Genomic DNA, 25814 nt, shown 5'->3' on the forward strand with positions numbered 1-25814 from the left:
GCACGCGATGCAAGCGGGGCTTCGGCCCTCATCGAACACACAGATGGCTTTACTGCAAATTTCCGAACCCGGCATGGCGCCCGCGCCGCATCAGCGGCGCCTCGCCGTCGGCATCGACCTCGGCACGACGAATTCGCTCGTCGCCGCGGTGCGCAACAGCATCCCGGAGGCGCTGCCGGACGGCGCGGGCCGCGTGCTGCTGCCGTCCGTCGTCCGTTACCTCGAAAAGGGCGGCCGGCGGATCGGTCACGCCGCGAAGGACGAGGCGGCGCTCGATCCGCGCAATACGATCGTGTCGGTCAAGCGCTTCATGGGACGCGGCAAGGCGGAAGTCGAAGGCGCGGCGAACGCGCCGTACGAGTTCGTCGATGCGCCCGGCATGGTGCAGATCCGCACGATCGACGGCGTGAAGAGCCCGGTCGAGGTGTCGGCGGAGATTCTCGCGACGCTGCGCCAGCGCGCCGAGGACACGCTCGGCGACGAGCTCGTCGGCGCGGTGATCACGGTGCCCGCGTACTTCGACGATGCGCAGCGCCAGGCGACGAAGGACGCCGCGCGGCTCGCGGGCCTGAACGTGCTGCGACTGCTGAACGAGCCGACCGCGGCCGCGATCGCGTACGGGCTCGACAACGGTTCGGAGGGCCTCTACGCGGTCTACGACCTCGGCGGCGGCACGTTCGACCTGTCGATCCTGAAGCTCACGAAGGGCGTGTTCGAAGTGCTCGCGGCGGGCGGCGATTCCGCGCTCGGCGGCGACGATTTCGATCACGCGCTGTTCGCGCACGTGCTCGCGCAGGCCGGCATCGATGCGGCGACGCTCGCGCCCGAAGACGTGCGCCTGCTGCTCGATCGCGTGCGCAGCGCGAAGGAGGCGCTGTCTGCTGCGCCGGAGGCGCATCTCGACGTGAAGCTGTCGACGGGCGCGAAGCTCGTGCAGACGGTCGCGCGCGATGCATTCGCCGCGCTCGTCGAGCCGCTCGTGCAGCGCACGCTGGCGCCGACCCGCAAGGCGCTGCGCGACGCGCAGGTGAGCCCCGCCGACATCAAGGGCGTCGTGCTCGTCGGCGGCGCGACGCGCATGCCGGTGATCCGCGACGCGGTCGCGAAATTCTTCGGCCAGCCGCCGCTCGTCAATCTCGATCCGGATCAGGTGGTCGCGCTCGGCGCGGCGATCCAGGCGGATCTGCTCGCCGGCAACCGCAGCGGCGGAGACGACTGGCTGCTGCTCGACGTGATCCCGCTGTCGCTCGGCGTCGAGACGATGGGCGGTCTCGTCGAGAAGATCATCCCGCGCAATTCGACGATCCCCGTCGCGCGCGCGCAGGAATTCACGACGTTCAAGGACGGCCAGACCGCAATAGCGATCCACGTCGTGCAGGGCGAGCGCGAGCTCGTGTCCGATTGCCGGTCGCTCGCGCGCTTCGAGCTGCGCGGCATTCCGCCGATGGCGGCGGGCGCCGCGCGGATCCGCGTGACTTATCAGGTCGATGCGGACGGCCTCTTGTCGGTGTTCGCGCGCGAGCAGCACTCGGGCGTCGAGGCGTCGGTCGTCGTGAAGCCGTCGTACGGCCTCGGCGACGACGACATCGCGCGGATGCTCGAGGACAGCTTCAAGACGGCCGAGGTCGACATGCGCGCGCGCGCGCTGCGCGAGGCGCAGGTCGAGGCGCAGCGCCTCGTCGAGGCGACGGAGGTGGCGCTCGCCGCCGACGGCGATCTGCTCGGCGCGGACGAGCGCACGACGGTCGACGGCCTCGTCGCGTCGCTGCGCGCGCTCGCGACGAGCGACGACACGAACGCAATCGATGCGGCGACGAAGTCGCTCGCCGAGGGCACCGACGATTTCGCGGCGCGCCGGATGGACAAGAGCATCAAGCGGGCGCTCGCCGGCCGCAAGCTCGACGAGATCTGAAAACGATCTGTGCCGCGCGGCCGAACGGCCGCCGGCGCAGCGATGGACGGCGCGGCCGGACGCCGCGCACCTGCTGAACGAACGGAACGAACATGCCTCAACTCGTAGTACTGCCGCACGTCGAATTGTGCCCGGACGGCGCGGTGATCGACGCCGTGCCCGGCAAGAGCATCTGCGACAACCTGCTCGACAACGGTGTCGAGATCGAACACGCGTGCGAGAAGTCGTGCGCGTGCACGACGTGCCACGTGATCATTCGCGAAGGCTTCAACGACCTCGAGCCGTCCGAGGAGGACGAGGACGATCTGCTCGACAAGGCGTGGGGCCTCGAGCCGACGTCGCGCCTGTCGTGCCAGGCGATCGTGAAGGAAGACGTGGATCTGGTGGTCGAGATTCCGAAGTATTCGATCAACCACGCGAAAGAAAATCACTGACGGCGAGGAGGTTCGACGATGAAATGGACCGATTCACGCGAGATCGCGATCGCGCTCGCGGACAAGCATCCGGACGTCGATCCGCAGCGGATCAATTTTGTCGATCTGCGCCAGTGGGTGCTCGAGCTGGATGGTTTCGACGACGATCCGAAGCATTCGGGCGAGAAGATCCTCGAGGCGATCCAGGCGCACTGGATCGACGAATCGGACTTCGACGACGAAGACTGACGTGGGCCGGCGCCGATTGGCGTCGGTCGATTGGCGCGGCCGCTTGGCGGAGCGACGTGGCGCAGTCGCGCGTCGTGCGCGGATGGCGAGTGTTCGATGGCCGGATGTCGGATCGGCGTGCGCCGCAGTCGAGGTTATCGCCGCAATCGGTCGCCTGGCAGCGCAGCGGCGCGGCGAACCGGACCGTGCCGGCGTCGCGACCGCACGGCTTCGGCGAAGCCCGCCGCGATCGCACAAAGAAAAACGGCTCGTGATCGCCTCACGAGCCGTTTTTTCATGGCCGGCCGATACGGTCGGCGCGACTACCAATCGGCCGGCGGACGGCGCGCGGCCGCGACGCCGCGCGGTTCGCGTCACGCGCCGACGAGCGAGCCGTTCTCGACGCGCACGCGCTGGCCTTGGCCGAACGGCGGCGGGTTGTGGTACGTGAACGTACGCGTCGAGCCGTCCTGCATCTGCACCTGGACCTGATAGTCGGTTTCGCTGCGGACCTGCTTTTCGACCGCATTGCCGGCGAGGCCGCCGCCCAACGCGCCGATGATCGTCATCGCGGTGCGGCCGTTGCCGTGACCGAACTGGTTGCCGACGAGGCCGCCCGCGGCCGCGCCGCCGATCGCGCCGATCCCCGAGCTCGTGCCCGCCGTGCGCACGGGCACGATCGCGGCGACGGTGCCGCAGGTCGCGCAGTACGTCGATTGCTGCTGCTGTTGCGGATACGGCTGCTGCGCATATTGCGGCGGCTGCGGCGCGGTCGACGTGCGGTGATGATGAACCGGGCGAGGCGCGGGCTTCGGCGCCGCTTGCGCGACCGCCTGACGTTCCGCGGCCTGCCGCTGCGCGGCTTGCGCGGCGAGTGCGGCGCTCGCGGCGGCGGCCGTGTCGACGGCCGGCTGCGACGCGATCAGCGCGGCCTGCGTCTGCGGGTTCTGCGCATCGGTGCTGCTCGCCTTCGGGAACAGGCCCGTGACGGCGGCCGTCGCGGCGAGGCTCGCGATGATGACGGCGCCCGCGGCCGTCGCGACGAGCGGATGGATGCGCTGACGTTGTTGCGTGGTGGTGTTCTGGTTGTCCATTTTCGACTCTCCTGTGTCGATCGGAGTTTGTGCTTGAGTACTGACTCCGATCCCGTGCAAAGCTGCCGCACACGGTTGTGCGTTATTTTCTGGAGCTAAGTGTCGATCAAACGCCGTGGGCACGCCGTTTCAAGTTGTAACGATTCGCTGCGGAAACTTGCGTGTCAAACACTGTCAAATGCCCGCTCGCGCAAGCGGCGCAAAGGACGCGAAGAGAAGGGGACGGAAGAGGGGGGCGGCGCGGCGGCCGGGATTTACGGGCGGTTACAAACGAGGCGGGCTTGCCGCCGTCCGCCGCCGTTTTCCGCCCCGGGGAAGCGGGCGGAAAACGGGCGGAAAACGGCTCGCGCGGGGCTCAGTCCTCGCGGCGCAGGTGCGGGAACAGCAGCACGTCGCGAATCGTCGGGCTGTCGGTGAGCAGCATCACGAGACGGTCGATGCCGATTCCGCAGCCGCCTGTCGGAGGCATCCCGTATTCGAGCGCGCGGATGTAGTCGGCGTCGAAGAACATCGCTTCCTCGTCGCCCGCGTCCTTCTGCTCGACCTGCTTCCTGAAGCGCGCGGCCTGGTCTTCGGGGTCGTTCAGCTCCGAGAAGCCGTTCGCGATCTCGCGGCCGGTGATGAAGAGCTCGAAGCGCTCGGTGATGCCCGGCACCGTGTCCGATTCGCGCGCGAGCGGCGACACTTCGATCGGGTAGTCGATGATGAAGGTCGGCTCCCACAGCTGCGATTCCGCGGTTTCCTCGAAGAGCGCGAGCTGCAGCGCGCCGATGCCTGCGTTCAGGAACGCCGGCTGCGTGACGTCGACGCCGAGGCGCTTCAGTTCGCTGCGCAGGTAGGCGTCGTCCGACAACTGGCCGTCCGTGTAGTTCGGCGCGAACTTCTGGATCGCCTGCGTGATCGTGAGCCGATGGAACGGCTTCGCGAGATCGAGCTCGCGGCCCTGGTACTGGATCGTCGCGGTGCCGAGCGCGTCGACGGCCGCCTGACGGATCAGCTGCTCGGTGAAGTCCATCAGCCAGCGGTAGTCGGTGTACGCGGCGTAGAACTCCATCATCGTGAATTCCGGGTTGTGGCGCGGCGACACGCCCTCGTTGCGGAAATTCCGGTTGATCTCGAACACGCGCTCGAAGCCGCCGACGATGAGGCGCTTCAGGTACAGCTCGGGCGCGATGCGCAGGAACATCTGCATGTCGAGCGCATTGTGATGCGTGACGAACGGCTTCGCCGCCGCGCCGCCCGGGATCGGGTGCAGCATCGGCGTCTCGACTTCCATGAAGTCGGCGTCGCTCATGAACTTGCGGATCGACGCGATCGCCTTCGTGCGCGCGCGGAACGTCGAGCGCGTCTCGGGCGTGACGATCAGGTCGACGTAGCGCTGGCGATAGCGCGTCTCCTGATCCGCGAGGCCGTGGAACTTGTCGGGCAGCGGGCGCAGCGCCTTCGACAGCAGCCGCAGCTCCGTGCACTTCACCGACAGCTCGCCCTTGTTCGTGCGGAACAGTACGCCGCGCGCGGCGACGATGTCGCCCAGGTCCCATTTCTTGAACGCGTCGTAGGTCTCGGCGCCGACGTCGGCCGGCGTCACGAAGAACTGGATCTGGCCCGAGCCGTCCTGCACCGTCGCGAAACTCGCCTTGCCCATCACGCGCTTGAGCATCATCCGGCCGGCGATCGCGACTTCGAGGCTCTTCGCTTCGAGCGCTTCCTTGTCGGTGTCCGCGTATTCGGTCTGCAGATCGGCCGCATGGTGGGTCGGCTGGAAGTCGTTCGGAAAGGCGATGCCTTGGTCGCGCAGCGCGCGCAGCTTGTCGCGGCGTTCCGCGACGATCTGGTTTTCGTCCGCTGCGACAGCGGCCTGCGGTTGGGTCGGTTCGGTCATGATGGTCGGGTTCGATGGTAATGCGGCGGCGGGGCGCGGCGCCGACGCGGCCGGCGCGGGGCCGGCCGGGCCGCGCCCGCGCGGGGGCGCTTACACGCCCTGTTTGAGGCTCGCGCCGATGAAGTCGTCGAGGTCGCCGTCGAGGACGGCCTTCGTGTTGCTCATTTCGACGTTCGTGCGCAGATCCTTCACGCGGCTCTGATCGAGCACGTACGAGCGGATCTGGTGGCCCCAGCCCACGTCGGTCTTGCTCGATTCGAGCTTGTCCTGCTCGGCCTGGCGCTTGCGCAGCTCGGCTTCGTACAGGCGCGACTTCAGCATCGCCATCGCTTCCGCGCGGTTGCGGTGCTGCGAGCGGTCGTTCTGGCACTGGACGACGATGCCCGTCGGCATGTGCGTGATCCGCACGGCCGAGTCGGTCTTGTTGATGTGCTGGCCGCCCGCGCCCGATGCGCGGTACGTGTCGATGCGCAGATCGGCCGGGTTGACCTCGACCTCGATCGAGTCGTCGATTTCCGGATACACGAACACCGACGAGAACGACGTGTGGCGGCCGCCCGACGAATCGAACGGCGACTTGCGCACGAGGCGGTGGATGCCCGTTTCGGTGCGCAGGTAGCCGTACGCGTATTCGCCCGAGACCTTGATCGTCGCGTTCTTGATGCCGGCGACGTCGCCGTCGGATTCTTCGAGCACTTCCGCCTTGAAGCCCTTGCGCTCGCAGTAGCGCAGGTACTGGCGCAGCAGCATCGACGCCCAGTCGCACGCTTCGGTGCCGCCGGCGCCGGCCTGGATGTCGATGAAGCAGTTGTTCGGGTCGGCCGGGTTCGAGAACATCCGGCGGAATTCGATGTCGGCGACGCGCGCCTCGAGCTTCGCCGCGTCCTCTTCGGTCGCGACGAGCGTGTCTTCGTCGTCTTCGTCGCGGGCGAGGTCGAACAGGTCCTGCGCGTCGCGCAGGTCGCTATCGAGCGCCGTGAGCGTCATGACGACGCCTTCGAGCGACTTTTTCTCGCGGCCGAGCGCCTGGGCGTTCTTCGAGTCGTTCCAGACGTTCGGGTCTTCGAGTTGCTTGTTGACTTCGGCTAGACGTGCAGACTTGACGTCGTAGTCAAAGATACCCCCGTAGCTCGCCCGCGCGCCGGCGCAGGTCCGCGAGGGAGCTTTCGATCGCGTTCAGACGTTCCGCTTCCATGATCTTGTTCGCTTTTGACGCTTCGTGAAAAGGGGAAATTATAGCCGATCGACGGCCTCGGCCGGTACGGCGCGGCTCGCGGGGGGCGCCGATTGGAGCCGCGGCATTCGAGGCCATGCGCAGGCGGGGCGGGACGGCTGCGCGCCGATCGTGCCGATTCGATTCGTCAGGAATCCGTGACGGATCGGCGTTCGGATGCGGGCGCGCGTGGCGGCATCGGGAGCGGGGCGCGGCGGGAGGCGCGCGGGGCGGGCGTCCTCGTCGCACGGCGCGTCCGCGTTCGGCGCGAGGGCAGGCGCGATGCCGCGCCGCGACGCAGCCCGTCCCGCAGGCGGCCGCGCCCGTCACGCACGGGCGATCGCGTGCATCGATGCGGCTCGTCGGCTCGGCTCGGCGCGGCTCCGACGAGCGGCGGCGCGCCCTACGCCGCGTGCTCGACGATCAGCTGCACGCGCGTCATGCCGTTCCACGTGTCGCTCGCGAGCCGGAACGCGACCGTCGCGCGCGCGGGCAGCGGCTCGGCGTGGTTGAACCAGATCGCGTTGAAGCGCTGCCGGCCGCGCATCAACTGCAGCTTCAGGTGCTTGTCCTTGACGAGCGCCTGCGACGCCACGTCGAATTCGCCCGAGAAGAGCGGCGCCGGAAAGCCCTGGCCCCAGACGGCGGAGTCGAGCAGCTCGACGACCTGCGGCGTGAAATACGCGTCCTCGAGATCGCCGTCCGTCTCGATCACGCGCGCGAGCGCGTCGTCGGACAGCCATTCGCGCGCGACCGCCTCGAACGCGGCGGCGAAGCGCGGCACGTTCTCGGTGTCGAGCGTGACGCCCGCCGCCATCGCGTGGCCGCCGAACGTGACGATCAGATCGGGCTCGCGTTTCGAGATCAGGTCGATCGCGTCGCGCAGATGGAAGCCGGGGATCGAGCGGCCCGAGCCCTTCACGCGCGCGCCGCTGTCGTCCGCGTGCGCGAACGTGAACGCCGGCCGGTGAAAGCGCTCCTTCAGCCGCCCCGCGACGATGCCGATCACGCCCTGGTGCCATTCGGGGTTGAAGAGCGTGATCGTCGCCGCTTCGGCCGGGTCGACCGACGCGAGATCGGCGAGCGCCTGCTGCTGCATGCCCGCTTCGATCTCGCGCCGCTCGCGGTTCATCGCGTCGAGCTGCTGGGCGAGTTCCCACGCGCGGCCGATGTCGTCGGTCGTCAGGCATTCGATCCCGAGCGACATGTCCGACAGGCGGCCTGCCGCGTTCAGGCGCGGGCCGAGGCCGAAGCCCAGGTCGAAGCCGGATGCGCTGCGCGCTTCGCGCGCCGCCGCGCGAAAGAGCGCCGCGATGCCGGGCTGCATCCGGCCGTTGCGGATCCGCTGCAGGCCCTGCGCGACGAGCACGCGGTTGTTGCCGTCGAGGCGCACGACGTCGGCGACCGTGCCGAGCGCGACGAGGTCGAGGAGGCCGTCGAGACGCGGCTCGGGGCGTGCGTCGCCGAACGCGCCGCGCGCGCGCAGCTCGGCGCGCAGCGCGAGCAGCACGTAGAACATCACGCCGACGCCCGCGATGTGCTTGCTCGGAAACGCGCAGCCCGGCTGGTTCGGATTGACGATCGCGCGCGCGGCGGGCAGCGTGTCGCCGGGCAGGTGATGATCGGTGACGAGCACGTCGATGCCGCGCGCGTTCGCGGCCGCGACGCCGTCGACGCTCGCGATCCCGTTGTCGACGGTGATCAGCAGATCGGGCTTGCGCGCGGCGGCGAGCTCGACGATCTCGGGCGTCAAGCCATAGCCGTACTCGAAGCGGTTCGGCACCAGGTAGTCGATCGTCGCGCCGAACATTCTCAGGCCGCGCACGGCGACCGCGCATGCGGTCGCGCCGTCGCAGTCGTAGTCGGCGACGACGAGCATCTTGCGGCCGGCCTCGAGCGCGTCCGCGAGCAGCGCGGCGGCGTTGGCGCAGCCTTTCAACTGCGCGGGCGGCACGAGGCGCGACAGCGCGGTCTCGATGTCGGCGGGCGACGTGATCCCGCGCGCCGCATAGAGGCGGGCGAGCACGGGATGCAGTCCGTGGCGGGCGAGCGCGTCGAGCGCGGCGGGGGCGGCTGAGCGGGTGACGATGTGGGTCATGCGAAGCGGTTGTCGTTATTCGAACAGGGAGGCGAGCGTGCGGCGGCGCCAGAATTTGCGCAGATCGCCGCGCGTCGCGGCGAGCGTCGCGGTGCTCGTGTCGCCGCAGAGCGTGAGCGTGAGCTCGCCGATGCGGCCTTGCGCGAGCGCGTCGAGCGCGGGCGCGAACCAGTCGCGCTCGAGCGCGGCGAGCGCGTCGTGCCAGCGCGCCCAGTCCTGCTCGATGAACGGCGCCGTCAGCGCATCGAGCTCGATAAGCGTCGTGTCGCTCGATTGCGACGCGGCGCCGGCGCCGGCGGCGAGCGCGTCGAACGCGGCGGGCGGCTCGCCCGCGGCCGAACCCGCCGCAAGCGCGAGCCCGCGTGCGCCGGGCGAGCGCGACAGCACGCGCGCGAACGGACTCGTCACCGGCTTCATCGCGCCTTGCGCGTGGAACCAGATCGAATTGACGGCAGGGTAGCCGCGCGCTTCGCGCGCCTCGTTGACGGGATGCTGGAACCACGCCATCTGCACTTCGTTCTGCAGCTTCATCCATGTGCGCGAGCGTTCGCCCGTCTGCGTCTCGTGCGGCAGCCAGATCTCGATGTTGCGTCCGCTCGCGCGCAGCGGCGCGGCGCCCGCGAGCCCGGCGAGCTGCGGGCTCGACAGATACCAGCGCGATGCCCGCGGCGCCTGCAGCTTCACGCCGAGCTCCTCGATCAGCGGGCGCGCCGTGTCGAGGAGCGCGGCGGCTTCGTCGTCGCCGATCTCGAGCGACGCGGGATCGATCAGCACGAGGTGATCGGTCGCGATCCGCACGTGCACGGGCTCGACGCACGCCCATGTGTCGTCGCCCGGCGTGCCGCCGTCGGCGACGAGCATGTACGGCGCGAGCGGCGCGTCGTCGGCGTCGGCGGGAATCGCGCCGAACTGGCGCGCGAGCCAGCGTTCGTTCGGCAGCGTGCGCTGGAAATCTTCGCCGACCGTGTGTTCGACGAGGCGCGCGCGCGCGAGAAGCTTGTCGAGCGCGGGGCTGTCGAGCGTGTGGAGGGAAGACGCGGCGTCGGCGGCCGACGGCAGCGCGAAAGGCACGAGGAGGTGAAGACGTTGGGCGCGCATGATGGTGCGCATTGTAGGCCAAACGGCGGGGCCGGTCGCCGATGTCGCGCCGCGCGCCGCATGCGCGGCGTGCATGGCGGCGTTGGTAAAATTGCGGATCGGCGCAGCGCGCGCGTCGCTCGCCGACGCACGCGGCCTGCGGCGAAGGCGCGCCCGCGGGTATCGGTCGACGCCGCATCGATCGAATCCGCCGCGCCGCCGCCGGCCGCTCCGATCCGGAACGTTTTCAGGGTCGGTTAAGCATTGTGTGGCACACTGCGCGCGTGACCGGGCAGGCCCGGTTCCTGCGCGCGGACTCGCGCAGCGCGCGGCGTCCCAACCAGCAGAAAGGATACGCTTGAAACTTCCGTACGAATGGCAGATCGGCTGGCGCTACACGCGCGCCGGCAAACGCACGACCGGCAACGGCTTCATCTCCTTCATCGCGCTCGTGTCGATGCTCGGGATCGCGCTCGGCGTCGCGGCGCTCATCGTCGTGCTGTCCGTGATGAACGGCTTCCAGAAAGAAGTGCGCGACCGGATGCTGTCGGTGCTCGCGCACGTCGAGGTCTTTTCGCCGACGGGCTCGATGCCCGACTGGCAGCTGACCGCGAAGGAGGCGCGCCTGAATCCGTCCGTGATCGGCGCGGCGCCCTACGTCGACGCGCAGGCGCTCCTCACGCGCCAGGACGCGGTGAGCGGCGTGATGCTGCGCGGCGTCGAGCCGTCGCTCGAGCCGCAGGTGTCCGACATCGGCAAGGACATGAAGGCGGGCGCGCTCACGGCGCTCGCGCCCGGCCAGTTCGGGATCGTGCTCGGCAACGCGCTCGCGGGCAATCTCGGCGTGGGCGTCGGCGACAAGGTCACGCTCGTCGCGCCGGAAGGCACGATCACGCCGGCCGGGATGATGCCGCGCCTGAAGCAGTTCACGGTCGTCGGCCTTTTCGAATCCGGCCATTACGAATACGACAGCTCGCTCGCGATGATCGACATCCAGGACGCGCAGGCGCTGTTCCGGCTGCCCGCGCCGACGGGCGTGCGGCTGCGTCTCACGGACATGCAGAAGGCGCCGCAGGTCGCGCGCGAGCTCGCGCACACGCTGTCGGGCGACCTGTACATCCGCGACTGGACGCAGCAGAACAAGACGTGGTTCTCCGCGGTGCAGATCGAGAAGCGGATGATGTTCATCATCCTGACGCTCATCATCGCGGTCGCGGCGTTCAATCTCGTGTCGTCGCTCGTGATGACCGTGACGAACAAGCAGGCGGACATCGCGATCCTGCGCACGCTCGGCGCGCAGCCGGGCTCGATCATGAAGATCTTCGTCGTGCAGGGCGTGACGATCGGCTTCGTCGGCACCGCGACGGGCGTCGCGCTCGGCTGCCTGATCGCGTGGAGCATCCCGTGGCTCATCCCGATGATCGAGCATGCGTTCGGCGTGCAGTTCCTGCCGCCGTCGGTGTACTTCATCAGCGAGCTGCCGTCCGAGCTCGTGCCGGGCGACGTGATCAAGATCGGCGTGATCGCGTTCGCGCTGTCCGCGCTCGCGACGCTCTATCCGAGCTGGCGCGGCGCGAAGGTGCGCCCCGCGGAGGCGCTGCGCTATGAATGACCGGGTCTTCGAACAAACGATGAATCAGAACTATCAGGATGGCGCCGCGCGCGAGTGCGTGCTCGAGGCGCACGGGATCACGAAGACGTTCGTGCAGGGCGGCTTCAACGTGCAGGTGCTCGACAACGCCGAGGTGTCGGTGCGGCGCGGCGAGAAGCTTGCGATCGTCGGCGCGTCGGGCTCGGGCAAGAGCACGCTGCTGCACGTGCTGGGCGGCCTCGACGAGCCGAGCGCGGGACAGGTGTCGCTGCTCGGCAAGCCGTTCACGCAGCTCGCCGAGCGCGAGCGCAACGACCTGCGCAACCGCGCGCTCGGCTTCGTCTATCAGTTTCACCATCTGCTGCCCGAGTTCACCGCGCTCGACAACGTCGCGATGCCGCTGCGGATCCGCCGGATGTCGACCGAGGAGGCGCGCCAGCGCGCGCGCGAGATGCTCGAGGAGGTGGGGCTCGGCGCACGCGCGAAGCACCGGCCGGGCGAGCTGTCGGGCGGCGAGCGGCAGCGCGTCGCGATCGCGCGCGCGCTCGTCACGAAGCCGGCGTGCGTGCTCGCCGACGAGCCGACCGGCAACCTCGACGGCTCGACCGCCGATCACGTGTTCCACCTGATGCTCGAATTGTCGAGGACGCTCGACACGAGCTTCGTGATCGTCACGCACGATCCCGATCTCGCCGCGCGCTGCGACCGCATCCTGCGGCTGCGCGACGGCGTGCTGCACGAGGAGCCGGCCGTGCCGGTGTGACGCGATGTGGATCGACACGCACTGCCATCTCGACGCGGCCGAGTTCGACGCCGATCGCGAGGCCGTCGCGGATGCGGCGCGGGCGGCAGGCGTGTCGCGGATCGTGATCCCGAGCGTCGGGCGCATGAATTTCGCGACGGTGCGCGAGCTCGCGCACGCGACGGAGGGCGGCGCGTACGCGCTCGGCATTCATCCGATGTACACGCCGCATGCGCGCGACGAGGATCTCGACCGGTTGCGGATGGAGGTCGAGGCGAGCCTCGACGATCCGCGTTTCGTCGGCATCGGCGAGATCGGCCTCGACTACTTCGTGCCGGGGCTCGACGAGAACCGGCAGCAATGCTTCTATGACGCGCAGCTGCGGCTCGCGCGCGACTTCGATCTGCCGGTCGTGTGCCACGTGCGCAAGTCGCAGGATCGCGTGCTGGCCGGGCTGCGGCGCGCGGGCGTGCGGCGCGGCATCGCGCACGCGTTCAACGGCAGCTTCCAGCAGGCCGATGCGTATCTCGCGCAAGGGCTCAAGCTCGGCTTCGGCGGCAACGTGACGTTCGGCCGCGCGCTGCAGATCAGGCGGCTCGCCGGGCAATTGCCGCTCGACGCGCTCGTCGTCGAGACCGACGCTCCGGACATTCCTCCCGAATGGCGCTACAAGCAGCGCAACACGCCCGACCAGGTGCCGCTCATCGGCGCGGCGATCGCCGCGCTGCGCGGCATCGACGTCGCCCGACTTTCGCTATCCACTTCGGCCAACGCGCTCGCCGCGCTGCCGCGCCTCGCGCTTTCGTCCGCATAATCGATCCGTGACCAGGTGCGCCGCCCCGGCGGCGCGAAAGACGGAGGCGCGATGCGGGCGATGTGCGGCGCGTTCGCGCTCGGCGTCGTCGCGCTGCAGCAGCAGGCGGCGCTGCCGGGCGCGGCGGCATGGGCGGGCGGCGGGCTCGCGTTCGGCTTGTGCGTATGGCTCGCGGCCGCGCTGCGCGGCGATGCGCGTGCGCGCATGCGGCGGGCCGGTTTCTGCGCGTGCTGTTGCGCCGCGGCGCTCGCGGGCTTCGGCTACGCGGCGGCGCGCGCGCAGTGGCGTCTGAGCGATGCGCTGCCCGAGCCGTGGGAAGGGCGCGACATCGTCGTGACTGGCGCGGTGCGCGGGCTGCCGTCGCGCGACGCGAACGGCGTGCGTTTCCTGTTCGACGTCGACGGCAACGACGCGGGCGTCGCCCGGTTTCCCGCGACGCTGTCGCTCGCCTGGTACGCGTTCGGGCGCACGGCGCTGCCGCCCGAGCTCGTGCCGGGCGACCGATGGCGGCTGCGCGTGCGTCTGAAGCGCCCGCACGGCAACGCGAACTTCGGCGTGCGCGACGCGGAGGCGGCATGGCTCGCGCGCGGCATCCGGGCGCTCGGCTACGTGTCCGCGCCGCGCGATGCGCGGCGGCTGGCGAGCGGGGCGCCCGGCATTGCCGCCGCGATCGACCGGCTGCGCGCGCGGCTGCGCGGCCGGATCGTCGACGTGCTCGGCGACGCCGCGCATCGCGGAATCGTCGTCGCGCTCGCGATCGGCGCGCAGGGCGACATCGGCGACGACGACTGGCGCGTCCTGCGCGACACCGGCACGAGCCACCTGGTCGCGATCTCCGGGCTGCACGTCGGGATGGTCGGCGGCTTGTGCGCGTGGCTCGCAGGCGGGTTCTGGCGGCGCTCGGGCTGCGTCGGGCGGAACTGGCCGCTCGTCTTGCCCGCGCAGAAGGTCGCGGCGATCGGCGCGATCGCCGGCAGCGCCGGCTATGCTGCGCTCGCCGGCTTCAACGTGCCCGCGCAGCGTGCGTGGTGGATGCTTGCCGCCGCGGGCGTCGCGTATCTGGGCGGGCGTTCGCTCGCGCCGTCGTCGGTGCTGGCGGCGGCGCTCGGCTGCGTGCTGCTCGTCGATCCGTGGGCGGTGACGGCGCCGGGATTCTGGCTGTCGTTCGGCGCGGTCGCGGCGATCCTGTTCGTGTCGTCGGGGCGGAGTGCCGCGCGCGATGCGCGTGAGGCGAACGATGGGCGCGGAGCGCGCGTCGCAATCGATGGTGGCGACGGCGTGCCGCCGTCGCGCGCCGCGCGGTTGCGCACGGCGTGCGCGCGGGCGATGACGCGACTCGCCCGGCGGGTGCGCGATGCCGCACGCGCGCAGTACGCGGTGACGATCGCGCTCGCGCCGCTCACCGTGCTGTGGTTCGCGCAGATTCCGCTCGCCGGGCCGCTCGCGAACGCGTTCGCGATCCCCTGGGTCGGCTCGCTCGTCACGCCGACGGTGCTCGCAGGCGTCGTGCTTCCCGCGCCGCTCGATGCTATCGCCTTCGCGTTCGCACATGCGCTCGTCGCGACGTTGATGCGGCTCCTCGAGGCGACGGCCGGCGCGGGGCGCACGGTCTGGATGTTGCCGATGCCGGGCGGCCTCGCGCTCGCGACGGCGGCGGCGGGCGTCGTCTGGGCGCTGACGCCGCGCGGCTGGCCGCTGCGTCACGCGGCGCCGCTTGCTTGGCTGCCGCTGCTCGCGCCGGCGTCGCATGCGCCGCCCGAAGGCGCGTTCCGGCTGACGGCGCTCGACGTCGGGCAGGGCTCCGCGGTGCTGATCGAGACCGCGCGGCACGCGCTGCTGTTCGACGCGGGCCCGGGGCCCGAGGCGTCGAACGCGGGCGAGCGGGTCGTCGTGCCGTTCCTGCGCGCGCAGGGCGTGCGCGCGCTCGACGCGCTCGTCGTGAGCCACGCGGACTCGGACCACGCGGGCGGCGCGCCCGCCGTGCTCGAATCGGTCGCGGTCGCGCAGATGACGGGCGGCTTGCCGCCTTCGAATCGCCTCTGGCGCGCCGCGCGCACAGCCGGCGTGACGGATGCGCTGCCGTGCGCGGCGGGGCAGCGCTGGCGCTGGGACGGCGTCGAATTCGCGACGCTCTGGCCCGACGGCGGCCCACGGGCGGGCGGTGCGACGAACGCGCAGTCATGCGTGCTGCGCGTATCGGCGGGCGCGCGCGCGGCGCTCCTGACGGGCGACGTCGACGCGCGCTCCGAGCGCACGCTCGTCGCCGGATCGCGCGGGGCGCTCGCCGCGCAGGTGCTCGTCGTCCCGCATCACGGCAGCCGCACGTCGTCGACCGAACCTTTCCTCGATTCGGTCGAGCCGCGCATTGCCGTATTTCAGGTAGGCTACGCGAATAGGTTCCAGCATCCGCATCCGACCGTCTGGGCGCGCTATGTCGGGCGCGGCATCGAGCTGCCGCGCACCGACCGCGACGGCGCGGTGCGCATCGACGTGGCGTCGAACGGCGCGGCCCCCGTGCCGATCCGATACCGGGATGCGCACCGGCGCTACTGGATGGGCCGGTGATGCGACGCGGAGGCTACGACAGGGAGACGGCGGCATTTGAAGGACATCATCCATTTTTCGCATGCGAACGGCTTTCCGGCATCCACGTACCGGACGATCTTCGCCGAGCTCGCGGACGATTACGAGTTGCGCTTCATCGAGCGGATCGGCCATGACCGCCGCTTTCCGGTGACGCGCGACTGGCCGCACCTCGTCGAGCAGTTGCTCGACGACGTCGGCCGCACGTACGAGCGGCCCGTCTGGCTCGTCGGCCATTCGCTCGGCGGCTACCTGTCGCTGATGGCGGCGCTCAAGCGCCCGCAATGGGTGCGCGGCGTCGTGATGCTCGATTCGCCCGTGATCGCGGGCTGGCGCAGCAGCGCGCTGCGCGTGAGTCAATGGACGGGGCTCGACGAGCGCCTGTCGCCCGCCGCCGCGACGCGCAACCGTCGCGTCCATTGGGCGAGCCGCGACGACGCCTGGCGGCACTTTCGCGCGAAGCAGTCGTTCGCGCGCTGGGACGAGCGGATGCTGTCCGATTACATCGACTACGGCATTCCGCAGACGAGTGCGGCGGGCGAGCGCGCGCTCGCGTTCGATCGGCAGATCGAATACATGATCTACCGGACGCTGCCGCATACGCTCGGCCCGCGGCTTGCGCACGGCGCGCCCGTGCCGATCGGCTTTCTCGCCGGCACGCGTTCGCGCGAGATCCGCCAGATCGGGCTCGCGGCGACGCGCCGGGCGGCGCGCGGCCGGATCGACTGGCTCGAGGGCAGCCATCTCTTCCCGATGGAGCGGCCGCTCGAGACCGCGCGAGCGCTGCAGCGCATGATCAACGCGCTGCGCGCCGCCGAGAGCGGCGGCGCCGACGCGCGGCGCGCGTGATCGGGGCGGCGTCCGCCTCGAGCGTGCCGCGGTGCGCAACAGGGGCGGACGCAGCGCGCGACGCAAGGTCCGCGCGACAGGTTTGCGCGACGTGCGGCGGGGCGCCGCGCGGAACGGCCGGGGAGGGGCTCGCGTGAGCCCGGAAGGGAGAAGGAAAGGGGGCGATCGAGCGTCGATTGCTGAGTGACGCGCGGCCTTTACGGTATAATCCGTTTTTCCCGCGAGCATCCAGCGATGACCAAATATGTTTTCGTCACCGGCGGCGTAGTTTCTTCCCTCGGCAAGGGCATTGCCGCCGCTTCTCTCGCCGCGATCCTCGAATCGCGCGGTCTCAAAGTCACCCTCCTCAAACTCGATCCGTACATCAACGTCGATCCCGGCACGATGAGCCCGTTTCAGCACGGCGAAGTGTTCGTGACGGAAGACGGCGCGGAAACCGATCTCGACCTCGGCCACTATGAGCGCTTCATCAGCACGAAGATGCGCAAGGCCAACAATTTCACGACCGGTCAGATCTACGAATCGGTGATCCGCAAGGAGCGTCGCGGCGATTACCTCGGCAAGACCGTCCAGGTGATCCCGCACATCACGAACGAGATCCAGGCATTCGTCGAGCGCGGCGCGGCGTCGGCCACCTGCGGCGAGCCGGATGTCGCGATTGTCGAGATCGGCGGCACGGTGGGCGACATCGAGTCGCTGCCGTTCCTCGAGGCGGCGCGCCAGATGAGCCTGCGCCTCGGCCGCAACAGCGCATGCTTCGTTCACCTGACGCTCGTGCCGTTCATCGCGACGGCGGGCGAGCTGAAGACGAAGCCGACCCAGCACAGCGTGCAGAAGCTGCGCGAGATCGGCATTTCGCCGCACGTGCTGCTTTGCCGTGCCGACCGCCCGATCCCCGACGACGAATCGAAGAAGATCTCGCTCTTCTCGAACGTGCCGGAAGACGCGGTGATCTCGGTGTGGGACGTCGACAGCATCTACAAGATCCCGCAGATGCTGCACGACCAGGGCCTCGACAAGATCATCTGCGAAGAGCTCAAGCTCGATCCGAAGCCGGCCGATCTCCGCATGTGGTCGGATCTCGTCGAGAAGCTTCAGCATCCGAAGCATGAGGTGACGATCGGGATGGTCGGCAAGTACGTCGACCTGACGGAATCGTACAAGTCGCTGATCGAAGCGCTGCGCCATGCGTCGATCCACACGTCGACGAAGGTCAACATCGAGTACATCGATTCGGAAGAGCTCGAGGCGAACGGCACCGCGAGCCTCGCGCATCTCGACGCGGTCCTCGTGCCGGGCGGCTTCGGCCGGCGCGGCACCGAAGGCAAGATCGCGGCGATCCGCCATGCGCGCGAGTCGAAGGTCCCGTATCTCGGCATCTGTCTCGGGATGCAGCTCGCCGTCATCGAATTCGCGCGCGACGTCGTCGGCCTCGCCCAGGCGAACAGCACCGAGTTCGATGCGAACACGCCGGAGCGCGTCGTCGCGCTCATCACCGAGTGGTACGACCGCGACGGCAAGGTCGAGAAGCGGACCGAGGATTCGGATCTCGGCGGCACGATGCGGCTCGGTTCGCAGCGCTGCCCGATCAAGGCGGGCACGCTCGCCGAAGAGATCTACGGCAAGGACGTGAACGAGCGTCACCGTCACCGCTACGAAGTCAACAACCGCTTCGTGCCGCAGCTCGAAGCGGGCGGCCTCGTGATCAGCGCGCGCACGCCGAGCGAGGATCTGCCGGAAATGATGGAGCTGCCGCGGGCGATGCACCCGTGGTTCGTCGGCGTCCAGTTCCACCCGGAATTCACGTCGACGCCGCGCGACGGTCATCCGCTCTTCAAGTCGTTCGTCCAGGCCGCGCTCGCGTTTCAGCAGTCGCGCGCCGGAGTGAAAGCATGAATCTCGCCGGATTCGAAGCCGGGCTCGACAAGCCGTTCTTTCTGATCGCGGGCACCTGCGTCGTCGAATCGGAGCAGATGACGATCGACACCGCGGGCCGGCTGAAGGAGATCTGCGCGAAGCTCGGCGTGCCGTTCATCTACAAGTCGTCGTACGACAAGGCCAATCGCAGCTCGGGCAAGTCGTTTCGCGGGCTCGGGATGGACGAGGGCCTGCGGATCCTCGCCGAGGTGAGGCGCCAGCTGAACGTGCCGGTGCTGACCGACGTGCACGAGATCGACGAGATCGCGCCTGTCGCGGCCGTCGTCGACGTGCTGCAGACGCCCGCGTTCCTGTGCCGTCAGACCGACTTCATCCGCGCGTGCGCGCAATCGGGCAAGCCCGTCAACATCAAGAAGGGCCAGTTCCTCGCGCCGCACGACATGAAGAACGTGATCGACAAGGCGCGCGACGCCGCGCGCGACGCGGGGCTGTCGGAAGACCGCTTCCTCGCGTGCGAGCGCGGCGTGTCGTTCGGCTACAACAACCTCGTGTCGGACATGCGCTCGCTCGCGATCATGCGCGAGACGGGCGCGCCCGTCGTGTTCGACGCGACCCATTCGGTGCAGTTGCCGGGCGGGCAGGGCACGAGCTCGGGCGGCCAGCGCGAATTCGTGCCGGTGCTCGCGCGCGCGGCGGTGGCGACGGGCGTCGCGGGGCTCTTCATGGAGACCCACCCGAACCCGGCCGATGCCCGGTCGGACGGCCCGAACGCGGTGCCGCTCGGCAGGATGGCCGCGCTGCTGGAGACGCTCGTCACGCTCGATCGGGCGGTGAAGCGCGCGCCGTTCCTGGAAAACGATTTCAATTGAGATGAACTCGGCGGCCCTCGCGCGCGTCAGTAGCGAAAGCGGCTTTCGCGTGCGCGCCGGCCGCCATCGCTGAAAACAGAATCCATCGTCATTTTCAGAGGAAACCATGAGTGCAATCGTAGACATCATCGGCCGCGAGATTCTGGATTCGCGCGGCAATCCCACCGTCGAGTGCGACGTGCTGCTCGAGTCGGGCACGATGGGCCGCGCGGCGGTGCCGTCGGGCGCATCGACCGGCTCGCGCGAGGCGATCGAGCTGCGTGACGGCGAAGCCGGCCGCTACAACGGCAAGGGCGTGCTGAAGGCGGTCGAGCACATCAACACCGAGATCTCCGAAGCGATCATGGGCCTCGACGCGTCCGAGCAGGCGTTCCTCGACAAGACGCTGCTCGAACTCGACGGCACCGACAACAAGTCGCGCCTCGGCGCGAACGCGATGCTCGCCGTGTCGATGGCGGTCGCGAAGGCCGCGGCTGAAGAAGCCGGCCTGCCGCTGTACCGCTACTTCGGCGGCTCGGGCGCGATGCAACTGCCGGTGCCGATGATGAACATCGTGAACGGCGGCGCGCACGCGAACAACAGCCTGGACATCCAGGAATTCATGATCGTGCCGGTAAGCCAGCCGACGTTTCGCGAAGCGCTGCGCTGCGGCGCGGAAGTGTTCCACGCGCTGAAGAAGATTCTGTCGGACCGCGGCATGAGCACGGCGGTCGGCGACGAAGGCGGCTTCGCGCCGAACTTCGGCAGCAACGACGAATGCCTGTCGACGATCCTGCAGGCGATCGAGAAGGCCGGCTACCGCGCGGGCGAAGACGTGCTGCTCGCGCTCGACTGCGCGGCGTCGGAGTTCTACCACGACGGCAAGTACCAGCTCGCGGGCGAAGGCTTGCAGCTGTCGTCGGCCGAGTTCACCGACTACCTCGCGACGCTCGCGGACAAGTTCCCGATCGTGTCGATCGAAGACGGCATGCACGAAGGCGACTGGGACGGCTGGAAGCGCCTGACCGAGCGCCTCGGCAAGAAGGTGCAGCTCGTCGGCGACGACCTGTTCGTCACGAACACGCGCATCCTGAAGGAAGGCATCGAGAAGGGCATCGCGAACTCGATCCTCATCAAGATCAACCAGATCGGTACGTTGACCGAAACGTTCGCGGCGATCGAGATGGCGAAGCGCGCCGGCTACACGGCCGTGATCTCGCACCGCTCGGGCGAAACGGAAGACTCGACGATCGCCGACATCGCAGTCGGCCTGAACGCCGGCCAGATCAAGACGGGCTCGCTGTCGCGCAGCGACCGCATCTCGAAGTACAACCAGCTGCTGCGCATCGAGGAAGATCTCGGCGATATCGCGAGCTACCCGGGCAAGTCGGCGTTTTATAACCTGCGCTGACGCGCGCTAACGCGTTAATATCGGTTTTGTTCATCGATGACGCCGCTTCGCGATCTCGTGAAGCGGCGCTTCTTATATCTGCGGCTTATTCATGCGGCTCGTTACCGTCGTCCTGATTGCTTTGCTGGTCGTGATTCAGTACCCATTGTGGTGGGGGCATGGCGGCTGGCTGCGAGTGCACGAGCTTCGGCAGCAACTGAACGACCAATTGCAGAAGAACGCCGACGCGAAGCTGCGCAACGAGCGGATCGCGGGCGAAGTGCAGGATCTGCAGAGCGGCACCTCGGCGATCGAGGAGCGTGCGCGTTACGAGATGGGCATGGTGAAGGACGGCGAAGTGTTCGTGCAGTTCGTGTCGCCGAATTCGCCGGCGTCTGCGGCGCAGAGCAATGCGCAGCCGGCGACGTCGACGCGCGGCGAGGTGTCGGCCGCGCCGGTGCGCGTCGTGCCGAATCCGGTGTCGCGCGCGAAGCCTGAAAAGCGGCACGGCGGCGACAAGGCGCACAAGCCGGCGCACGGCTGATGCGCCGCCGAGCGCGACGCGTTGCACAGGTGCTTGGCCGGACGCGCGTCGTCGCTCGCGTTGCCGGCTTCGGCGGGCCGAGCATCGCAAGCTTCGCGCGATGATGAAGCTTCGGAGCGCCTAACAAAAAAGCGCGGTCTTTCGGCCGCGCTTTTTTGTTTCCTGCTGATTTTCAATCGATCGGAATCCGGCGTTTTCACCACCACCAGCCCGGGTAGCCGTAGCTGAAGCCCGTGCCCCAGCCATGCCCCCAGCCTCCGCCGTAATAGCCGCCGTAATAGGTGATGGGCGGCGGATAGTAGTACGACCAAGCGCGTGCGGCTTCGTCGGCTGCGATCGCCGCGTTTTGCTCGCGCAGCACCTGCCGGTCGATCTCGTCGTAGCGCTTGCGTTCGTCGGGCGTGAGCGTGTGCGACGTCGTGCCTGCCTGCTCGGGCAGGCGGCTCAGGACCGTCATCGGCGGCGGCGCTACGCATCCGCTCAGCGACGCGGCCGCAACGAGCGCCGCGAGCGGTGCGGCGCGAACAAGGATCGGTTTCATGCTGCTGCCTCCTGGCTTGTGCCGGCGACTTGCCCGCCGGACGGCGCGCGCGGCGCGTTGCCCGCGCGCACGCGGACGAATCAGTGTCGTCGCTCGGCGGCGGGCGCTACGCTTGCGCCGAGTTCGGGCGTCGAGAACAACTGGGCGACGTCGACCGGATCGAATTCGTAGCGCTGATTGCAGAATTCGCAGTGGATCTCGACGTGGCCGCGCTCCTCGATCACGCCGTCGATCTCGACGCGTCCGAGCATGCGCAGCATCCCGCCGACCTTCTCGCGCGAGCACGTGCAATGGAAGCGCGTGCTCGTCGGTTCGAAGTGCTGCACATTCTCCTGCCAGAACAGACGCCGGAACACGGTCTCGGGTTCCACTTCGAGCAGTTCTTTCGACGACAGCGTGCCGCCGAGCGTGCAGACGCGCTCCCACGTGTCCATGTCGGTTTCCTCCACGCGCGGGACGATGCCGCCGTCGCCCGGCAGCTTCTGCAGCAGCACGCCGACCGCGCGATTGTGGTCGGCCGCGAGCCAGAGCCGCGTGTCGAGCTGCTCGGAATGCCGCATGTAATGCTCGAGCACGTCGGCAATCGACGCGAGCGGGCCGTCCTCGCCGTTCAACGGCACGATCCCCTGATACGGTTGCTGGCCGGGCCGCTTGTCGGTCGGATCGAGCGTGATCACGCAGCGGCCGTGGCCGCTCGCGTTGATCAGGTCGGCGAACGACGTGTCCTCGCCGATCGTCTGCGCGGCGTCGCCCGAGAACTTCGCAGTCGCGCGCATCGCGAGGTCCGAACTGCACTGGACGACGAGCATCTTCATCGGGCCGTCGCCGAAGATCTGCATGATGAGCGTGCCGTCGAACTTCAGGTTCGCCGACAGCAGCGCGCAGGCTGCCATCATCTCGCCGAGCACGTTGCGCACGGGCGTCGGATAGTCGCGGCGCGTGAGCACCTCTTGCCACGTGTTGCGCAGCGAGACGATCTCGCCGCGCACCGGGGCCGCGTTGAACATGAATTTCTGTAACTGGTCGCTCACTTTTTTCCCTCGACAATCAAACGGCTCGTGCGCGGCGTTTCAGCCGATCCGCACGAGCTGCTCCTTGAAATACGCGCGCCGCGTCGCGTAGCTCTTCGTGTTCATGTGCATCCGCGCGATGTCCTCGTCGGACAGCGTACGCACGACCTTCGCCGGCGCCCCGAGAATCAGCGAATTGTCGGGGAACGTCTTGCCTTCGGTGATCACCGCGCCCGCACCGACGAGACAGTTGCGGCCGATCACCGCGCGATTCAAGATCACCGCCTGAATGCCGATCAGCGAACCTTCGCCGATCGTGCAGCCGTGCAGCATCGCCTGGTGGCCGACCGTCACGTTCGGCGCGATCGAGAGCGGGCAGCCGGGATCGGTGTGCAGCACCGCGCCTTCCTGCACGTTGCTGCCCGCGCCGACCGTGATCGGCTCGTTGTCGCCGCGGATCGTCGCGCCGAACCAGACGCTCGCGTTCTCTTCGAGCACGACCTTGCCGACGATCGCCGCGCTGTCCGCGACGAACACGCTTTCGTGGATGGACGGGGCGTTGTCGCCGAGCTTGTAGATGGTCACGGTGTCTCCCTTGGGGCTGGTCTGGGCGGCCGGTACAATGGCGCGCGGTTGCGTCGCGCTTGGATGCGGCGCGATCGAATCCTTTATTGTAAACGGTTGTTCCGGTCGTTCGCGCGCGCTCGCCGCGCGCGGGCATGTCGCTTTCTCATGTCATTCGTCCCGATTTCGTCGTCACGACCCCTGCGCTGCGCGCGCAGCGATGCGCTCGCTGCGCTTTGCGAGCCCGATCCTGCGCGCAAGGCCGTGCTCGTCGGCGAGCTGCGCGCCGCGCTGCTCGACGGACGCGCGGCGGCGCTGCCGGAGCGCGAGCTGAGCGCGCCCGAGCGCGGCTTGCCCGGACGGCCCGCGCGGCCGGAGCTCGTCGAGCCGCGCCGGCTCGAGCGGCGCAGCATGCGCTCGCCGGAAGGGCGCGCGGCGCTGCTGCACGCGCTTGCGCATATCGAGTTCAACGCGATCAATCTCGCGCTCGACGCGGTGTGGCGCTTTGCGCGGATGCCGGCTGCGTTCTACGCCGACTGGCTGAAAGTCGCGGCGGAGGAGGCGCATCATTATTCGCTGCTTGCCGCGCGCCTCGCGGAGTTCGGGCACGCGTACGGCGATTTTCCCGCGCACGACGGCCTTTGGGAGATGTGTGAGCGCACGGCGGGCGACGTGCTCGCGCGGATGGCGCTCGTGCCGCGCACGCTCGAGGCGCGCGGGCTCGATGCGTCGCCGCCGATCCGCGCGCGGCTTCAGCAGGCGGGCGATCACGCGTCGGCGGCGATTCTCGACGTGATCCTGCGCGACGAGATCGGCCATGTGTGGATCGGCAATCGCTGGTTTCGCCATCTGTGCGACGAGGCGGGGCTCGATCCGCACGCGACCTACGAACGGCTCGCCGCGCAGTATCGCGCGCCGCGGCTGCGCGGTCCGTTCAACTTCGATGCGCGCCGCGCGGCGGGTTTCAGCGACGATGAATTGAACGCGCTCGTCGCGCAGGACGTCGAGCCGAAGGCTTGACGGGCGGAGCGCATCGCGGGTGCGGGTTGGCCGCGGGGTCAATCGAGGGCGGGAGCGGATCGTCGGGGCCGACGCGGGCGTGGGGCGACGAAATCGGCTGCGCAAGGCCGTGGATGACTGGCTGACCGGTCGAAGACGCTTCGCAGGCAGGGTGCGTCGGTTGCCGGATTCGCGTTTGATTTGATCGGCATCGGAGCGCGACCGAAGACGGCGGACATCCGAACCGTCCGCGACGCGTTCGGCGATTTCAGCCGGCCTGATCTGATTCGCGTCACCAGATTTGACCCCATCAAGTACTTGCTTATTTCCGACCGGGCCCGCCTAGAGAAGTGCCTCGACACGCACACACGCTCGACGCGCGGCCCACGCCGGACGAGCCGGATCGATATAATCGAACGGTCATTCTTTTTTGGCGGCTGCGATGCACTCCACTCAATCTGTCTCCGATTTCGTCACGGTTCGCGGCGTGAAGCTGCATGTGCGCCGCTGGGGGCGGCCCGACGCGCCGACGCTCTATATGCTGCACGGCTGGATGGACGTCGCGGCGTCGTTCCAGTTCGTCGTCGACGCGCTCGCGGGCGACTGGCAGGTGATCGCCCCCGACGCGCGCGGCTTCGGCCTGTCCGACTGGCCGGTCGCCGCGCAGGGCGGCGGCCATTACTGGTTCCACGAATATCTCGCAGACCTCGACGCGCTGGTCGACCATTACACGCCCGACGGCGAAGTGAACCTGATCGGCCACAGCATGGGCGCGAACGTCGTGTGCCTGTACGCGGGCGCGCGGCCACAGCGGGTGCGGCGGGTCGTCGACCTGGAGGGCTTCGGGCTTGCGCCCGCGCGCGCCGAGCAGGCGCCGCGGCGCCTCGCGCAGTGGCTGGACGAGCTGCGCATGCCGCCGACGCTCAAGCGCTACGCGTCGCTCGAGGACGTCGCCGCGCGCCTCGTCAAGACGAATCCGCGCCTCGACGCCCGCCGCGCGGCGTTTCTCGCCGCGCACTGGTCGGCGCGCGATGGGGACGGCCAGTACCGGCTCCTCGCGGATCCCGCGCACAAGCTGCGCGGCCCGCTGTTGTACCGGCTCGACGAGGTGACGGCGATCTGGTCGAAGGTGCGCGCGAAGGTGCTGCACGTCGAGGCCGTCGATTCGCCGACGCTCGCGTTCCTTGCGGGCGAGATTCCGATTCCCGAATTCAAGGCGCGCTTTGCCGCGTTCGCCGATTGGCGCGAGAAGCTCGTCGAGGATGCGGGGCACATGGTCCATCACGACCAGCCGGAGCAGATCGCCGCGCTGATCGAAGCGTTCTGCGCGTGAGCTGACCGCGGGTTCGGCGATCGGGCGAATCGGCGGGTCGGCAGATCGGCAAGGCGGCAAGGCGGCAAGGCGGCAAGGCGGCGACAGGCGACAGGCGACAGGCGACAGGCGACAGGCGACAGGCGACAGGCGACAGGCGACGCGCCGAGAACCGCCGCCCCGGCCGTTCCGCCTCCACCGGCGCGGCTGCGGCGAATTTGCGCATTGCAGT

22 protein-coding genes are annotated in these 25814 nt (G+C 69.0%); 14 read left to right on the top strand and 8 right to left on the bottom strand.

What is annotated here, in order from left to right; translation table 11 throughout:
* Nucleotides 1-43: 43 nt before the first annotated feature.
* The 3 genes from hscA to iscX all read left to right on the top strand — a co-directional run bounded on the left by hscA (nt 44) and on the right by iscX (nt 2574).
* Complete coding sequence (gene hscA, locus BG90_RS14035; RefSeq protein ID WP_010116215.1) at nt 44-1912, top strand: Fe-S protein assembly chaperone HscA; 1869 nt, start codon at nt 44-46, stop codon at nt 1910-1912.
* A 92-nt stretch (nt 1913-2004) separates the two neighbouring features.
* Nucleotides 2005-2346, top strand: coding sequence for an ISC system 2Fe-2S type ferredoxin (fdx, locus tag BG90_RS14040; RefSeq protein ID WP_010104990.1), 342 nt, complete (start codon nt 2005-2007; stop codon nt 2344-2346).
* 18 nt (nt 2347-2364) lie between these two features.
* On the top strand, nt 2365-2574 hold the full coding sequence (gene iscX / locus BG90_RS14045; protein WP_010104988.1) for a Fe-S cluster assembly protein IscX: 210 nt from the start codon (nt 2365-2367) through the stop codon (nt 2572-2574).
* A gap of 353 nt (nt 2575-2927) precedes the next feature.
* Here iscX and BG90_RS14055 read toward each other — a convergent pair whose 3' ends face one another.
* From BG90_RS14055 to BG90_RS14075, 5 genes are all read right to left on the bottom strand, one after another.
* The gene (locus BG90_RS14055) at nt 2928-3647 is read right to left on the bottom strand and encodes a glycine zipper 2TM domain-containing protein (protein ID WP_010104984.1); all 720 of its coding nucleotides are present in this window, start codon (nt 3645-3647) and stop codon (nt 2928-2930) included.
* Nucleotides 3648-4002: 355 nt separating this feature from the next.
* Nucleotides 4003-5529 carry a lysine--tRNA ligase gene (gene lysS / locus BG90_RS14060; RefSeq protein WP_025989904.1) on the bottom strand — a complete coding sequence of 509 codons (1527 nt, stop codon included), beginning with the start codon at nt 5527-5529 and terminating at the stop codon, nt 4003-4005.
* A 90-nt stretch (nt 5530-5619) separates the two neighbouring features.
* Nucleotides 5620-6724 (bottom strand): peptide chain release factor 2 gene (prfB, locus tag BG90_RS14065; protein ID WP_099976032.1). Its coding sequence is split into 2 segments (ribosomal slippage): nt 5620-6642 and nt 6644-6724, totalling 1104 coding nucleotides; the frame shifts between segments, so codons are not numbered across the junction.
* Nucleotides 6725-7145: 421 nt separating this feature from the next.
* The gene (gene recJ / locus BG90_RS14070; RefSeq protein WP_010104975.1) at nt 7146-8840 is read right to left on the bottom strand and encodes a single-stranded-DNA-specific exonuclease RecJ; all 1695 of its coding nucleotides are present in this window, start codon (nt 8838-8840) and stop codon (nt 7146-7148) included.
* Nucleotides 8841-8855: 15 nt separating this feature from the next.
* On the bottom strand, nt 8856-9938 hold the full coding sequence (locus tag BG90_RS14075; protein ID WP_082094623.1) for a regulator: 1083 nt from the start codon (nt 9936-9938) through the stop codon (nt 8856-8858).
* Nucleotides 9939-10275: 337 nt separating this feature from the next.
* On the opposite strand from BG90_RS14075, the gene BG90_RS14080 reads away from it, so the two are divergent.
* From BG90_RS14080 to ftsB, 9 genes are all read left to right on the top strand, one after another.
* Nucleotides 10276-11529, top strand: a complete 1254-nt coding sequence (locus BG90_RS14080; protein ID WP_010104965.1) for a lipoprotein-releasing ABC transporter permease subunit — start codon at nt 10276-10278, stop codon at nt 11527-11529.
* A complete protein-coding gene (lolD, locus tag BG90_RS14085) occupies nt 11522-12271 on the top strand; it encodes a lipoprotein-releasing ABC transporter ATP-binding protein LolD (RefSeq protein ID WP_045568178.1) in 750 nt (249 codons plus the stop codon). The genes BG90_RS14080 and lolD overlap by 8 nt, the downstream gene beginning before the upstream one ends.
* A gap of 4 nt (nt 12272-12275) precedes the next feature.
* On the top strand, nt 12276-13064 hold the full coding sequence (locus BG90_RS14090) for a TatD family hydrolase (RefSeq protein WP_010116194.1): 789 nt from the start codon (nt 12276-12278) through the stop codon (nt 13062-13064).
* A 51-nt stretch (nt 13065-13115) separates the two neighbouring features.
* Nucleotides 13116-15629 (top strand): DNA internalization-related competence protein ComEC/Rec2, encoded by a 2514-nt coding sequence (locus BG90_RS14095; protein WP_045568315.1) that lies wholly within the window; start codon nt 13116-13118, stop codon nt 15627-15629.
* Nucleotides 15630-15665: 36 nt separating this feature from the next.
* On the top strand, nt 15666-16496 hold the full coding sequence (locus tag BG90_RS14100) for an alpha/beta fold hydrolase (RefSeq protein ID WP_010104946.1): 831 nt from the start codon (nt 15666-15668) through the stop codon (nt 16494-16496).
* A gap of 234 nt (nt 16497-16730) precedes the next feature.
* Nucleotides 16731-18392 carry a CTP synthase gene (locus BG90_RS14105; protein WP_010104945.1) on the top strand — a complete coding sequence of 554 codons (1662 nt, stop codon included), beginning with the start codon at nt 16731-16733 and terminating at the stop codon, nt 18390-18392.
* Entirely contained in the window at nt 18389-19243 is an 855-nt protein-coding gene (gene kdsA, locus BG90_RS14110) for a 3-deoxy-8-phosphooctulonate synthase (RefSeq protein ID WP_010116186.1), read from the top strand. Before BG90_RS14105 ends, kdsA begins: the two co-directional genes overlap by 4 nt.
* Nucleotides 19244-19349: 106 nt before the next feature.
* Entirely contained in the window at nt 19350-20633 is a 1284-nt protein-coding gene (gene eno / locus BG90_RS14115) for a phosphopyruvate hydratase (RefSeq protein ID WP_010104942.1), read from the top strand.
* Nucleotides 20634-20724: 91 nt separating this feature from the next.
* Nucleotides 20725-21156: a cell division protein FtsB gene (ftsB, locus tag BG90_RS14120; RefSeq protein ID WP_010104941.1), complete on the top strand. Its 432-nt coding sequence runs from the start codon at nt 20725-20727 to the stop codon at nt 21154-21156.
* A gap of 196 nt (nt 21157-21352) precedes the next feature.
* Here ftsB and BG90_RS14125 read toward each other — a convergent pair whose 3' ends face one another.
* From BG90_RS14125 to BG90_RS14135, 3 genes are all read right to left on the bottom strand, one after another.
* Nucleotides 21353-21697, bottom strand: coding sequence for a hypothetical protein (locus BG90_RS14125; RefSeq protein WP_010104939.1), 345 nt, complete (start codon nt 21695-21697; stop codon nt 21353-21355).
* A gap of 80 nt (nt 21698-21777) precedes the next feature.
* Nucleotides 21778-22728, bottom strand: a complete 951-nt coding sequence (hslO, locus tag BG90_RS14130) for an Hsp33 family molecular chaperone HslO (protein WP_010104937.1) — start codon at nt 22726-22728, stop codon at nt 21778-21780.
* 39 nt (nt 22729-22767) lie between these two features.
* Nucleotides 22768-23292 (bottom strand): gamma carbonic anhydrase family protein, encoded by a 525-nt coding sequence (locus tag BG90_RS14135; RefSeq protein WP_010104935.1) that lies wholly within the window; start codon nt 23290-23292, stop codon nt 22768-22770.
* A 180-nt stretch (nt 23293-23472) separates the two neighbouring features.
* Between BG90_RS14135 and BG90_RS14140 the strand changes: the two genes are divergently transcribed.
* Nucleotides 23473-24291: a ferritin-like domain-containing protein gene (locus tag BG90_RS14140; RefSeq protein WP_045568316.1), complete on the top strand. Its 819-nt coding sequence runs from the start codon at nt 23473-23475 to the stop codon at nt 24289-24291.
* Nucleotides 24292-24712: 421 nt separating this feature from the next.
* Entirely contained in the window at nt 24713-25603 is an 891-nt protein-coding gene (locus BG90_RS14145; RefSeq protein ID WP_010116178.1) for an alpha/beta fold hydrolase, read from the top strand.
* Nucleotides 25604-25814 lie beyond the last annotated feature (211 nt).

Source organism: Burkholderia oklahomensis C6786 (assembly GCF_000959365.1).
GTDB classification, from domain to species: Bacteria; Pseudomonadota; Gammaproteobacteria; order Burkholderiales; family Burkholderiaceae; genus Burkholderia; species Burkholderia oklahomensis.

What these genes read in the sequence shown, in the direction of transcription:
- hscA (WP_010116215.1), top strand. Translation starts at nt 44, where the DNA reads ATGGCTTTACTGCAAATTTCCGAACCCGGCATGGCGCCCGCGCCGCAT.
- fdx (WP_010104990.1), top strand. Translation starts at nt 2,005, where the DNA reads ATGCCTCAACTCGTAGTACTGCCGCACGTCGAATTGTGCCCGGACGGC.
- iscX (WP_010104988.1), top strand. Translation starts at nt 2,365, where the DNA reads ATGAAATGGACCGATTCACGCGAGATCGCGATCGCGCTCGCGGACAAG.
- BG90_RS14055 (WP_010104984.1), bottom strand. Translation starts at nt 3,647, where the DNA reads ATGGACAACCAGAACACCACCACGCAACAACGTCAGCGCATCCATCCG.
- lysS (WP_025989904.1), bottom strand. Translation starts at nt 5,529, where the DNA reads ATGACCGAACCGACCCAACCGCAGGCCGCTGTCGCAGCGGACGAAAAC.
- recJ (WP_010104975.1), bottom strand. Translation starts at nt 8,840, where the DNA reads ATGACCCACATCGTCACCCGCTCAGCCGCCCCCGCCGCGCTCGACGCG.
- BG90_RS14075 (WP_082094623.1), bottom strand. Translation starts at nt 9,938, where the DNA reads ATGCGCGCCCAACGTCTTCACCTCCTCGTGCCTTTCGCGCTGCCGTCG.
- lolD (WP_045568178.1), top strand. Translation starts at nt 11,522, where the DNA reads ATGAATGACCGGGTCTTCGAACAAACGATGAATCAGAACTATCAGGAT.
- BG90_RS14090 (WP_010116194.1), top strand. Translation starts at nt 12,276, where the DNA reads ATGTGGATCGACACGCACTGCCATCTCGACGCGGCCGAGTTCGACGCC.
- BG90_RS14095 (WP_045568315.1), top strand. Translation starts at nt 13,116, where the DNA reads ATGCGGGCGATGTGCGGCGCGTTCGCGCTCGGCGTCGTCGCGCTGCAG.
- BG90_RS14105 (WP_010104945.1), top strand. Translation starts at nt 16,731, where the DNA reads ATGACCAAATATGTTTTCGTCACCGGCGGCGTAGTTTCTTCCCTCGGC.
- kdsA (WP_010116186.1), top strand. Translation starts at nt 18,389, where the DNA reads ATGAATCTCGCCGGATTCGAAGCCGGGCTCGACAAGCCGTTCTTTCTG.
- eno (WP_010104942.1), top strand. Translation starts at nt 19,350, where the DNA reads ATGAGTGCAATCGTAGACATCATCGGCCGCGAGATTCTGGATTCGCGC.
- ftsB (WP_010104941.1), top strand. Translation starts at nt 20,725, where the DNA reads ATGCGGCTCGTTACCGTCGTCCTGATTGCTTTGCTGGTCGTGATTCAG.
- BG90_RS14125 (WP_010104939.1), bottom strand. Translation starts at nt 21,697, where the DNA reads ATGAAACCGATCCTTGTTCGCGCCGCACCGCTCGCGGCGCTCGTTGCG.
- BG90_RS14145 (WP_010116178.1), top strand. Translation starts at nt 24,713, where the DNA reads ATGCACTCCACTCAATCTGTCTCCGATTTCGTCACGGTTCGCGGCGTG.